Origin of the sequence: Dokdonella immobilis, assembly GCF_900115085.1 — a bacterium.
In the GTDB taxonomy this organism is placed as follows: Bacteria; Pseudomonadota; Gammaproteobacteria; order Xanthomonadales; family Rhodanobacteraceae; genus Dokdonella; species Dokdonella immobilis.
In genome coordinates this window covers 1-12092 of the sequence record NZ_FOVF01000010.1, presented here as the reverse complement: position 1 = coordinate 12092, position 12092 = coordinate 1, and the positions used below count along the sequence as shown (strand labels likewise).

Annotated in this window: 10 protein-coding genes; 1 reads left to right on the top strand and 9 read right to left on the bottom strand. The window is 66.4% G+C overall.

What is annotated here, in order from left to right:
- Positions 1-8: 8 nt before the first annotated feature.
- From BM125_RS09060 to ald, 8 genes are all read right to left on the bottom strand, one after another.
- Complete coding sequence (locus BM125_RS09060; RefSeq protein ID WP_092407149.1) at positions 9-1520, bottom strand: carotenoid oxygenase family protein; 1512 nt, start codon at positions 1518-1520, stop codon at positions 9-11.
- A 34-nt stretch (positions 1521-1554) separates the two neighbouring features.
- Positions 1555-1974 (bottom strand): DUF2141 domain-containing protein, encoded by a 420-nt coding sequence (locus BM125_RS09055; protein ID WP_092407147.1) that lies wholly within the window; start codon positions 1972-1974, stop codon positions 1555-1557.
- Between the two features lie 666 nt (positions 1975-2640).
- Positions 2641-4902 carry a heavy metal translocating P-type ATPase gene (locus tag BM125_RS09050; RefSeq protein ID WP_245778860.1) on the bottom strand — a complete coding sequence of 754 codons (2262 nt, stop codon included), beginning with the start codon at positions 4900-4902 and terminating at the stop codon, positions 2641-2643.
- A 135-nt stretch (positions 4903-5037) separates the two neighbouring features.
- The gene (locus tag BM125_RS09045) at positions 5038-5706 is read right to left on the bottom strand and encodes a hypothetical protein (protein ID WP_092407143.1); all 669 of its coding nucleotides are present in this window, start codon (positions 5704-5706) and stop codon (positions 5038-5040) included.
- Positions 5703-6110, bottom strand: coding sequence for a MerR family transcriptional regulator (locus BM125_RS09040; RefSeq protein WP_092407141.1), 408 nt, complete (start codon positions 6108-6110; stop codon positions 5703-5705). The genes BM125_RS09045 and BM125_RS09040 overlap by 4 nt, the downstream gene beginning before the upstream one ends.
- A gap of 327 nt (positions 6111-6437) precedes the next feature.
- The gene (gene lolA / locus BM125_RS09035) at positions 6438-7088 is read right to left on the bottom strand and encodes an outer membrane lipoprotein periplasmic chaperone LolA (RefSeq protein ID WP_092407139.1); all 651 of its coding nucleotides are present in this window, start codon (positions 7086-7088) and stop codon (positions 6438-6440) included.
- Between the two features lie 91 nt (positions 7089-7179).
- Positions 7180-9504, bottom strand: coding sequence for a DNA translocase FtsK (locus tag BM125_RS09030; protein ID WP_092407138.1), 2325 nt, complete (start codon positions 9502-9504; stop codon positions 7180-7182).
- A gap of 45 nt (positions 9505-9549) precedes the next feature.
- A complete protein-coding gene (gene ald, locus BM125_RS09025) occupies positions 9550-10617 on the bottom strand; it encodes an alanine dehydrogenase (RefSeq protein ID WP_092407136.1) in 1068 nt (355 codons plus the stop codon).
- Positions 10618-10889: 272 nt separating this feature from the next.
- On the opposite strand from ald, the gene trxB reads away from it, so the two are divergent.
- Positions 10890-11852, top strand: coding sequence for a thioredoxin-disulfide reductase (gene trxB, locus BM125_RS09020; RefSeq protein ID WP_092407134.1), 963 nt, complete (start codon positions 10890-10892; stop codon positions 11850-11852).
- 39 nt (positions 11853-11891) lie between these two features.
- Here trxB and BM125_RS20440 read toward each other — a convergent pair.
- On the bottom strand, positions 11892-12092 hold a 201-nt coding region (locus BM125_RS20440; RefSeq protein ID WP_217647838.1), incomplete at its 5' end, for a hypothetical protein.

The following is a 12092-nucleotide window of genomic DNA, read 5'->3' as shown; positions in this document are numbered from 1 at the left end:
CGTACCGTTCAGGCTTGCTGGCTGAACGCGCCGTGGAAACCCAGTGGAAAGGCATAGGGTAGCCACGCCATGGCCAGCGGACCGGCATCGACGCGTTCGGCATCGAGCACGGCCAGCCCGCTGCGGCCCCTGACCGGATCGAGCAGGGTACCGAGCAGCCAGCCCTGCCCGGCCCGACGCGACCCGGGTTTCGGAACGAAGACATGTTCCTCGGCCATGATCTCGTCGCCATAACGGTGCACCGCCATGCGGCCGCGGCGCACGTCGATCGCGGCGATCGCATTCGGATAGGGCGCAAGGGCCAGCCCGTGCCGGATCGGCGCGTAGATGCGCGAACGGCCCGGCTTGTCCGCGCGCGCATCGAAGGTCGGGAATTCGGTACCACGGATGCCCGTTTCGACCCAGCGCGCTGTGCCACTGGCCAGATCGATGCGCAGTTCGACCAGGTCGACCGGATCGTCCGAATCGGCGACTTCACCCCGCATGGCTGCCGAAAACGGTGAGCGCGCCGCCGACGGATTGCCATGACGGGCAGCGCGGACGACGATCTCCCGGCCATGTTCGAAGGCATCGGCGAAGTGGTAGACCTTGCCGAAGTCGGCATCGAACCAGCGCGGCGCGTCGAGCGCGTCCTTGGCCACCACGGCGATTCGGCAAGGCAGGTCTGCGGCAAAGCGCAGGCGCTCGAAGAAGGCCTTGCCTTCGATCATGCGGTACGGGGTCAGCACGAAGACGAGATGCCGTGCGGTCATGGCGAAACTGTGCAGGTAGCCGTGCTGCTCGTCCTTCAGCGTCGCTGTCGTCAGCAATCGCCCTTGGCGATCGAGGTGCCAGATCAGCAGCCCCGTGCCGCCGAGCATGTCGAGTGAACCGAAATTCCAGATCGAACCGTCGTCGTCGCGCAGCGGATGCGCGGAGAACGGCGCGGCGGCGAGGTCGTCGCGCCAGGCCACCGGTCCGATCGTGGCCAGGTCATCGGCCGAAAGCTCGATCGCCGAGCCGCCTTCCCAGAGCGCGAAAACGCGGTTGGCGAGACAGAGCACGCTGGTGTTCGCCGTATTCATGTCGTCGTTGTTGCGGATCGACTCGGCCCCCTCGATCCGGCTTCCGACGGCCGGCACCACGAATCGGCCGGCGCGTTGTTCACGCCGGAACTTGGAGGTCGCCACCATTCTCGCCCGATGGCTGATGCCGGCCTCGCCCAGCTGCCAGGCGTGCAGCATGCCGTCGCCGTCGAACCAGTGCTCGTAGCGCAGCCCGGCACGTTCGTACCAGGCCGGCCCATTGCGATAGTAGGTTCCGGCCAGCGCCTTCGGCAGGCGGCCTTCGATCTGGGCCGTGCTCGGCCCGAACGACTCGCCGCCGACGCTTTTCCAGCCGGCCAGCCACGGATGCGCGCGCAGCCCTTCGGTGAATTCGGCGGGTCCGTTGCGACCGGCCTGAGCGCGCAGCCACGCGGGAGCCAGCGCGAGGGCCGATGCGCCGGCAAGGGCATGGCGCAGGAATCGACGTCGGTTCATGGGCGGCCTCCAGAGGGCGCGATGCAATACGGTTTCAGCGCAGGTGCAATTCGATGGTGGCGCTGTCGGCGCCGACGGCGAAAGCGGCTTCGTCGAATGTCGCCTTGCGCATCACCTGCGGATCGTTGCTGAAGCCATACCCTTCGGTTGGCATGCCGATGAAATTGCTGTCGAGTTTTCCGTTGCCGTTCTCGTCATGCATGACCGATACGGCATAGCGGCCGGGGGCGAGGCCAGTGAAGCGGAAATCGACCGCGCCTGCGCTGGCATCGAGCGCCTGTTTGGCCACGGCCTCGGCCTTGCCGTCCCAGGCTGCGGCCGAGTCGAACACGGCCATCAGCAGCTTGCCCTTCGGGGTGCGCACGTCGTTGACCTTGACGGTGAGATCGGTGGCGAGGGCGAAGCCGCTTGCGAGCATGCCGGCCGTGAGGGTGCAGGCGAGGATCGATTTCATGAGGTGTTCTCCTGGTTGGGTGCCAGGATCAGTATCGGAATTCCCTCAGCCAACGTGCAGGTGCCAGGCGGCACCAAATCGAGGTGCCGAAAGTCACTTCACCTCGCATCGCGTACCGTTCGCAGGAGGAGCCTCCAGGCTCGATTCCCTTCCTCACGTTGATGGACAAGCATCGCGGCTGAAGCAACAACGAAGCCGCAACGCGAGGCCCATCATCGAAACCCGCGCCGGCATTCGGCTCGCTCTTCGTAGGAAGAGCCTTCAGGCTCGATGTTCATCCTCACGTTGATGGAAAAGCGTCGCGGCTGAAGCAACAACGAAGCCGCAACGCGAGGCCCATCATCGAAACCCGCGCCGGCTTTCGGCTCGCTCTTCGCAGAAGCGTCTTCAGGCGCGAGCCTCGCGCACGATCACCAAGAAGCATCGCGGCTGAAGCCGCTCCTACAACGAAGCAGAAACGCCTGCAGGGCCATCGAAGCCCGCGCCATTTACCGCATGCTTTCGTAGGAACGCGTTCACGCGCGATGCCCTTCGCCAATTTGCGAAAAGCATCGCGGCTGAAGCCGCTCCTACAACGAAGCGGCGACGCGTCACACGCCATCGAAACTGGGGTTGGCACTCGCCAAAACTTGTATGGAGCCTCTCCGCGTTCGCGGCACCCATGCATCAGAGCCTGGCGTGGCGCAGGCGAAGTGCGTTTCCGATCACCGATACCGACGAGAAGCTCATCGCCGCCGCGGCTATGACCGGACTCAGCAGGAGTCCGAAGAACGGATACAGCGCACCGGCCGCGATCGGCACGCCGAGCGCGTTGTAGCCGAAGGCGAAGGCGAGGTTCTGATGGATGTTGCGCACGGCCGCGGCGGACAGGCGTCGGGCGCGCAGGATGCCGCCGAGCTCGCCCTTGACCAGGGTGATCTGCGCGCTCTCCATCGCGATGTCGGTGCCATTGCCCATGGCGATCCCGATATCTGCCGCCGCGAGCGCCGGTGCATCGTTGATGCCGTCCCCAGCCATGGCCACGCGCGCACCGGCATTCTGCAGTTCTGCAATCGCAGCGGCCTTGTCCTTCGGCGACAGTCCGGCCCGCACTTCATCGAGCGGCAGCCGTGACGCCACCGCCTTCGCGGTCGCCTCGTTGTCGCCGGTCAGCATGACCAGGCGCAAGCCTTCGGCCTTGAGTGCCTGCAGGGTTTCGACGGCATCGGGCTTGATCGGATCCTGCACGGCGATCAGTCCGGCCAGCCGGCCATCGACGGCCACGAACATCACGGTCTTGGCGTCCCTGCGCAGCACGTCGGCCTGGTCGGTGAGTGCGGCCGGCATCGAGTAGCTGGCCATCAGGCGTGCGTTGCCCAGCGAGACCTTGCGGCCATCGACTTCGCCGCGCACGCCCTGCCCGGTCACCGAATCGAATCCCCGGGTCTTGCCGGTGGAGACATAGCGCTCGCGTGCTCCGTCCAGGACCGCTCGTGCCAGCGGATGTTCACTGGCCGACTCGAGGCTTGCCGCGACCGCCAGCACATCGGCTTCGTCGAAACCCTCGGCGGCGACGACATCGGTCAGCTTCGGCTTGCCCTCGGTGATCGTGCCGGTCTTGTCGAGGACCAGCGTATCGGTCCGGCTCAGGCCCTCGATCGCCGCCGCTTCGCGGAACAGCACGCCCATCCCGGCGCCGCGACCGCTGGCGACCATGATCGAGATCGGCGTGGCCAGTCCGAGCGCGCACGGACAGGCAATGATCAGTACCGCGACCGCATTGACGACGGCATGGGCCAGGCGCGGCTCGGGGCCGAACGCGAACCAGAGCCCGAATGCCAGCGCCGAAATCGCCACCACGGCCGGTACGAACCAGACCGAAACCTGGTCGGCCAGGCGCTGCAGGGGCGCCTTCGACCGCTGCGCCCTGGCCACCAGGTCGACGATCTGCGCGAGCACGGTGTCGCTGCCGACTTTCTCGGCGCGCATGAGGAGACTGCCGGTGCCGTTGATGGTGCCGCCGGTGACGGTGTCGCCGGCGCTCTTGGCTACCGCGATCGGCTCGCCGCTGAGCATCGATTCGTCGACGCTGCTATGGCCGTCCTCGACCGTACCGTCGACCGGGATCTTCTCGCCTGGCCGCACCCGCAGACGATCGCCGACTTCGACCCGATCGAGCGCAATCTCGTTCTCGCTGTCGTCGTCGCCAACGCGATGCGTGGTCTTCGGCGCGAGATCGAGCAAGCCGCGAATCGCGGCCGAGGTCCTGCCGCGCGCGCGCAGCTCGAGCCACTCGCCGAGCAGCACGAGGGCAATGATCACCCCGGATGCCTCGAAGTAGAACGGCACATCGCCATGGGTATCGCGCATCGAGGCCGGGAACAGACCCGGCGCGAACAGCGCGGCGAGACTGAACCCGTAGGCGACCAGCACGCCGAGGCCGATCAGGCTGTACATGTTCGGTGATGCAGCCAGCACGCCCTTCCAGCCGCGCAGGTAGTAACTGCCACCCAGCCACGTGACCAGCGGCGTCGCCAGCAGGAATTCGGCCCAGCGCAGCACCGTAGCCGTGCCGGCAGCGAAATGCAGGCCGAACAGGTGCGGCCCCATCGCGACCAGCAGCAACGGTATCGCCAGCACCGAGGCGATCAGGAACTTGCGCCGCACCCGGCGCAGCTCGCCGTCGTCGACCGCGCCGGTCGGCACCAGCGGTTCCAGGGCCATGCCGCACTTCGGGCAACTGCCCGGTCCGTGCTGGCGGATCTCCGGATGCATCGGGCAGGTGTAGATGGCGTCCCTGTCAGCAGCGGGCGCCGACCGGGCGGCTACCGGATCCAGATACTTGCCGGGCTCGGCGATGAACTTCTGCCGGCAGCCCGCCGAGCAGAAGTGAAATGTCTGACCCGCGTGCTCGGCGACGTGTTTCGCAGTGGCCGGGTCGACCGACATTCCGCAAACGGGGTCGGTCGACGACACGTGGGTGCCGGTGCCGCGAGCCCTTTCTGTCGTGACACCCGGGTCGGTCGGCGCATGGCAATGCCGGCACCCGCCCTTGTCATGTTCGGAAGACGTGTGCATCGCGCGTCAGGCCACGGGCCGGCGCACCAGCCACCAATGTCCGAGCTGGACCGTCATCACCAGCAGGCCCGCCACCGACAGCGTCATCGCCGACGTGGTCGCGCTGGCCGGCCCCGTCATCGCCACGGCGCTGCTGGCATAACCCCCGGCCGCGGCCGCGCCGAGCAGGGCCAGCCACGGGTGCTGGCGGATGCCCTGCCAGCCGCTGCGCACTGCGGTTCTTGCCAGGCTGAGGATCAGCGGCGTGGCCAGGGCCAAAGCTGAGACCTGCAGCAGCGAGGTCACGGCGCGGTCGAGCTGCGCACCGAACAGACCCAGGACGACCGCAACCAGCACCAGCGGAACAGCCAGGGTCGCCGTGAAGACGAGCTTTACGCGGGCGAGCTCGCGCGCACTGTCGAAGGCCACGAGCGTGTCCCGTTGCAGGCGGGCGAAGCTGCCGATCGCAACCGCGGCTTCGAGTTCGCTGACAAAATCGTCGTGCGGAGTCGGGACAGACACGCCATCGTCGTCCCTACGCGCATCGTGGATCGCCCGCAGTTGCTGCGCGGTGTCGGCGTGAGCGTGCTGGGTGCGCAATGCCTTGAGCAGGGAATTGACGCGGGTCAGGCAGCACAACCGGCTGGCTTCACGCGACACGTTTTCGGTTCTTTCCAGAGCATTCACGGATTTCATTGGCTAGCCTCCTTGTGGAGCAAAGCACGCAGGATGGGGCAATCCACATCCATGCCTTCGCGCGGGCAACCCGACATCAGGTTGGCCAGCGCGTCGCGCATGCGATGCAGTTCGGTGATGCGTTTGTCGATGTCGTCGAGGCGGACCTTGGCCGCCTGGTACATGGCCTTGACGTCGCCTCGGCTGCTGATCGCGAGCAGCTCGCTGATCTCGCCGAGGCTGAAACCGAGGTGCTGCGCTCGACGGATGAAATTCAGGCGGTCGAGTTCGCCTTCGCCGTACTTCCGGTAGCCCGACGCCGAGCGCTTGGCCGGCTTGAGCAGGCCGCTGCGCTCGTAGTAGCGGACCGTGTCGATGCCGACGCCGGCGGCGCTGGCGAGCTGGCCGATGGCAAATTGGGTCATGACTGCCTCCGATCTGGTGAGAACGGATTCCGGGGGGCTTGCACGCCACGCCGGTTTCCACGAGGCGCAGCTTGCACCCTGGACCATGGTCCAGAGTCAAGGCCTTGGGTCGAGGCGTTCAGCCACCAGTCAGATTTGCGGCAGAGCCGCAGTCGCTGCAGCGGAGCCGAACGATCGAGCTTCGGCTTTGAGCGGGGCCAAAGTCCCTGGGTCCCGGCCTTCGCCGGGATGATGGCGTGGTGGGCATGAAGTTGCAGGGCCCTGTGGGCATGAAGTTTCGAATGCCCGACCCGACGCCCTGGCAGCTTGGGGACTGCGGGGACGCAGCTAGTCCTTGATCGGGAAGACTTCGGCGTCCTCGCCCGGATCGCCGACCACATCGACGCCGTCGGGTGGCGTGAAGGCAAAGGTGTCGGCCGCCAGCTTGGGGTCGCGCTGCCAGTCCGAAAAACGGATTTCGGTGGTGTTGCCGAGCGAGTCCTCGAAGCGCATGCGCGCCAGCCCGTTCTCGTCGAAACCGAGTTCGGCGAAGGCGAACTCCGGTTCCTTCGCTTTCGAGACGAGCTTCAGCCAGCGCAAACCGTCGCGCTGGCCCGCTTCGATGGCAGTGAACTCGCGGTCGAGCTGGGACAGATCGGTGAGCACGGCCAGCGGGCTGTGCGCTTCTTCGGCGCCCTGCCCGCGCACGCTGACCTGTTCGAGATCCGGATCGTAGATCCAGACCCGGCTGCCGTCGGCGACGATCAATTGTTCGTAGGGCGCGGTGACATGCCAGCGGAACTGGCGCGGCGCCTTCAGCGCCAGCGTGCCGGACGAGGTCTCGCCGCGCTGTCCCTTGGCACCCGTGATCGACTGCTCGAAGCGGGCGCTGATCGTGCGGATGCCGTTGGAGAACGCATCGAGCCTGGCCCGGGCGGCCTCCGCGGCGAACGCGTTCGAGGCAACGAGGGCGAACAGCAGCAGGAGGGCACGCAGCATCGACGGGTTTCCTGGAAAGTCGTGGCAAACGGGGGTTTCAAAGCAGCGCAGGATCACACGCCGGGCCTGAAGCGTCGCTGGCTGGGGCAACTCAGTCGCGCGGCGGCGGTGGCGCGATCACGGTGCGGTTGCCATTGTGTTCGGGACCGCTGACCACGCCGTCGCGCTCCATCTGCTCGATCAGGCGGGCGGCACGGTTGTAGCCGATGCGCAGATGCCGCTGCACGCCCGAAATCGAGGCACGCCGGGTCTCGGTGACGATGCGCACGGCCTTGTCATACAACGCGGCATCCTCGCCGCCCTCGGCGTCGGCGGCATCCTGCGGCAGGCCGGTCTCGCCGATGACCTTGCCGTCGGCCATGGTCTGGGTTTCCTCGAGCACGCCGTCGATGTAGTCGGGCTTGCCCTGGGCACGCAGCCATTCGACCACCTTGTGCACTTCATGGTCATCGACGAAGGCGCCGTGCACGCGTTCGGGCGTGGCCGTGCCGGGCGGCAGGTAGAGCATGTCACCGTGGCCGAGCAGGGTTTCGGCGCCGGACTGGTCGAGGATCGTGCGTGAATCGATCTTGCTCGAGACCTGGAAGGCGATGCGGGTCGGGATATTGGCCTTGATCAGGCCGGTGATCACGTCGACCGAAGGCCGCTGGGTGGCGAGGATCAGGTGCACGCCGGCCGCGCGCGCCTTCTGGGCGAGGCGCGCGATCAGTTCCTCGACCTTCTTGCCGACGATCATCATCATGTCGGCGAATTCGTCGATGATGACGACGATGTAGGGCAAGGGGGTCAGCGGCTCGGCCTTCATCATCGGCTGCGAGGCGTCGGGGCGGAACAGCGGATCGAGCAGCGGCGTGCCCTTGGCCTCCTCGTCGCGCACCTTCTTGTTGAATCCGGCCAGGTTGCGCACGCCGACCGCGGCCATCAGCTTGTAGCGGCGCTCCATCTCGGCCACGCACCAGCGCAGCGCGTTGGCCGCTTCCTTCATGTCGGTGACGACCGGCGCGAGCAGATGCGGGATGCCCTCGTAGACCGAGAGTTCGAGCATCTTCGGATCGATCATGATCATGCGCACGTCGGTCGCACTGGCCTTGTACAGCAGGCTCAGGACCATCGCATTGAGCGCGACCGACTTGCCCGAACCGGTGGTGCCGGCGACCAGCAGGTGCGGCATCTTGGCCAGGTCGACGACCACCGGCGCGCCGCCGATGTCCTTGCCGAGGGCAAGGGCGAGCGGCGACTTCATCAGGTCGTACTTGTCCGAACGCAGGATCTCGGAGAGGTAGACGATCTCGCGATTGGCGTTCGGGATCTCGAGGCCGATCACCGATTTGCCCGGGATCACGTCGACCACGCGCACGCTGAGCACCGACAGGCCGCGGGCGATGTCCTTGTCCAGGCTCGAGATCTGGCTGCCCTTGATGCCCGGCGCCGGCTGCATCTCGAAACGCGTGATGACCGGCCCCGGATGCGCGCTGACCACCTGCGCATCGATGCGGAAATCCTTGAGCTTGAACTCGACCTGGCGCGAGAGCGCGTCGAGGGTCTCCTGCGAGTAACCGACCACGCGCTGCTTCGGTTCATCGAGCAGGGCCAGCGGCGGCACCTCGCCATCGCTCGGCGAGCCGACGAACAGCGGAATCTGGTTTTCGCGACGGGCGCGCTCGCTCTTCTCGATCGGCGCCAGGGTCGGCTCGATCTTGAGTGGCTCGCGTTTGGACTGGCGCGCCGTGTCGACCTTGCGCACGACCTCGCGCTCGACCCGGGCCTGGCGCGCTGCGCTCCAGTCCTCGGCGCGCCGCGAACGATCGCGGATCCAGCCGACCAGGGTCAGCAGGCCGCGCCCGATCCCGTCCATGACCTTGAACCACGAGAGCCCCGTGGCCAGCGTGACCGCGATCAGGAACAGGGCGAGCAGGAACAGGGTCGCACCGAGAAAGCCGAAGCCACGGGTCAGCGAGCCGCCGATCAGCGCGCCGAGCACGCCGCCGGCCTGGGCCGGCAATTGGCTCGGCCCGTTGAAATGCATCTGCGCGAGACCCGAGCCGGCGACGAAGAAGGCCAGGCCGCCGATCAGGCGCAGGGCCGGTTCGAGCGGCGAGCGCTCGATCTCCTCGGCGCCGCGCAGGACCACGGCGCCGACCAGCAGCAACAGGGCCGGGAAGGCATAGGCCATCGCGCCACAGAAGTAGAACAGCAGGTCGGCGATGTAGGCACCGATCTTTCCGCCGAAATTGTTGACGGCGCTACCTTCATTGCCGACATGGGACCAACCCCAGTCAGCCGGGCTGTAGGTCCACAGGCAGGCGAACAGATAGATCGCCAGCGGCAGCAACAGCAGGAAGCCCACCTCGCGCAAGCGGCGTTGCAGCTTGTCGTTGAGCGGGATGGGCTTTTTTGTTTTGGATTCTCGCGCCACCAGCAGAAGTTACCTTAATTTAGTGGCGCAAGCGATTGTTTATTATCAAACGACGCCTTCCAACGCGGGATGCACGACCTTGCCAGCATCGACATTGATGCCGCCCTTGAGCGGAGCATAGTCGCGCCAGGCCGGGCCACTGGCGAGGCGCTGCACGTAGGGCAGGATCGCCGCCGAAATCGCCTGCGACGAAGTCTGCGGCACGGCACCGGGCATGTTGGTCACGGCGAAATGGGTCACGCCGTCGACCACGTAGGTCGGTTCCTTCCAGGTGGTCGGCCGCGAGGTTTCGAAGCAACCGCCCTGGTCGATCGAGATGTCGGCGAGCACGCTGCCCGGCTCCATGTCCTTGACCATGGCCGCGGTGACCACGCGCGGTGCACGCGCGCTCGGCACAAGCACGGCGCCGACGACGAGGTCGGCATCGCGCAGTTCGCGGGCGACGTATTCCTCGTACGGATACAGCGCGGTGACGTTGGCGCCGAGCGCCATCATCTGGGCCAGGCGATCAGGGCGCTTGTCGAAGACGATCACGTTGGCGCCGCCGGCCGCGGCGAGTGCCGCCGAATTGCCGCCTGCGGCACCGGCGCCGAGCACGACCACCTTGCCGCGATCGGTCGAGGGGAGGCCGCCCAGCAGCTTGCCCTTGCCGCCGGCAGGCTGGTGCAGAAGATGGGTGCCGACCTGCACCGCAATGCGCCCGGCGATGATCGACATCGGCGCCAGCAGTGGCAGCGAGCCATCCATCTCCTCGACCGATTCGAAGGCGACGCCGGTCAGGCCGATATCACAGAGGCTCCGGGTCAGGGCCGGTTCGGCGGCCAGGTGCAGGTAGCAGAACAGCAGGTGGTTCTTGCGCAGGCGCGCGAGGTCGCCGGCGATCGGTTCCTTGACCTTGACGATCAGCTCGCCGCTCTCATAGAGCTTGTCGGCATCGGCGACGACCTTGACCCCGTTGCGCACGAAGTCGTCGTCGCTGAATCCGCTCTTGGTGCCGGCGCCGGACTGGATGAAAACCTCGTGGCCGCGACGGACCAGGTCGGCGCAGGCCGCTGGCACCAGGGCAACGCGCCCTTCTAGGGTCTTGGTCTCGGACGGAATACCGATGCGCATCAGAATCTCCAGATTGATCAGGTGGCGCGCCGGACGAAGTGTCGACGCGGGTCAGGCGAAACTAGAATCCCGCAGGCGCGGGCCCAAGCCTTGATTCGTCCGCGCCTGCCCCCCATCCTCTTGACCCGCGTGCCGGCGGCGATCCGAAGGATCGACATCAGCAACGGCAACGAGGACCAGGCGTGAAGGCAGCCTCCAGGCGAAAGCATGGACCACCGTCACGGAACAGAATCGCCACAAGAACAAGGCCGGAAATGCGGCCGGGATTATACATGACGACCCCGAAGCACACGCGTCTGCTCATCCTCGGAACCGGCCCGGCCGGCTACTCGGCCGCCGTCTACGCGGCGCGCGCCAACCTCAAGCCGACCATGATCACCGGACTCGCCCAGGGCGGCCAGCTGATGACGACGACCGACGTCGACAACTGGCCCGGCGATGTCGAGGGCCTGCAGGGTCCGGCCCTGATGGAGCGCATGAAGCAGCACGCCGAACGCTTCAACACCGAAATCATCTTCGACCATATCCACACGGCCGACCTCAAGCAGCGCCCGTTTCGCCTGCAGGGCGACAGCGGCGAGTACACCTGCGATGCGCTGATCATCGCCACAGGGGCAACTGCGATGTACCTAGGCCTCGAGTCGGAGAACAAGTTCAAGGGCCAGGGCGTGTCGGCCTGCGCGACCTGCGACGGCTTCTTCTTCCGTGAGCAGCACGTCGCCGTGATCGGCGGCGGCAACACGGCGGTCGAGGAAGCGCTGTACCTGGCCAACATCGCGACCAAGGTCACCCTGGTGCATCGCCGCGACAAGTTGCGCGCGGAAAAGATCATGCAGGACAAGCTGTTCGAGAAGCAGGCCGCCGGCAAGATCGACATCATCTGGGACCACAGCGTCGACGAGGTGCTCGGCGACCATACCGGGGTCACCGGCATGCGCCTGAAGAGCACGAAGGACGGGTCGACCCGCGAGATCGCCGTCACCGGCATGTTCGTCGCCATCGGCCACACGCCGAACACGAGCATCTTCGAAGGCCAGCTCGACATGCGCAACGGCTACATCACGATCCGCACCGGTCTCGAGGGCAATGCCACGGCAACCAGCATCCCCGGCGTGTTCGCCGCCGGCGACGTCGCCGACCAGGTCTATCGCCAGGCGGTCACTTCGGCCGGGTTCGGCTGCATGGCCGCGCTCGATGCCGAGAAGTATCTCGACAAACTCGGCCTGGCCGGCTGATGGACTGGTTCGGCTGACCTGTTTCTGCAGGAGGCGGCCTCATACGCGGGGCGCTATTTTTCTGCCGTGACCAAGAGCATCGCGGCTGAAGCCGCTTCCTACAACGAAGCCGCGACGCATCGAAAGCCATAGAAACCCGCGCCGCCGATTCGGCCCTTCTGCAGGAAGAGCCTTCAGGCTCGATGTTTTTTCGGCAACATGCGGGGATCTGGAAACAAGAAGTGCATCGCGGCTGAAGCC

Coding starts and splice junctions, on each gene's coding strand:
- BM125_RS09060 (WP_092407149.1), bottom strand. CDS start 1,520: ATGAACCGACGTCGATTCCTGCGCCATGCCCTTGCCGGCGCATCGGCC.
- BM125_RS09045 (WP_092407143.1), bottom strand. CDS start 5,706: ATGAAATCCGTGAATGCTCTGGAAAGAACCGAAAACGTGTCGCGTGAA.
- trxB (WP_092407134.1), top strand. CDS start 10,890: ATGACGACCCCGAAGCACACGCGTCTGCTCATCCTCGGAACCGGCCCG.
- BM125_RS09050 (WP_245778860.1), bottom strand. CDS start 4,902: ATGTCGGTCGACCCGGCCACTGCGAAACACGTCGCCGAGCACGCGGGT.
- BM125_RS09055 (WP_092407147.1), bottom strand. CDS start 1,974: ATGAAATCGATCCTCGCCTGCACCCTCACGGCCGGCATGCTCGCAAGC.
- lolA (WP_092407139.1), bottom strand. CDS start 7,088: ATGCTGCGTGCCCTCCTGCTGCTGTTCGCCCTCGTTGCCTCGAACGCG.
- BM125_RS09040 (WP_092407141.1), bottom strand. CDS start 6,110: ATGACCCAATTTGCCATCGGCCAGCTCGCCAGCGCCGCCGGCGTCGGC.
- ald (WP_092407136.1), bottom strand. CDS start 10,617: ATGCGCATCGGTATTCCGTCCGAGACCAAGACCCTAGAAGGGCGCGTT.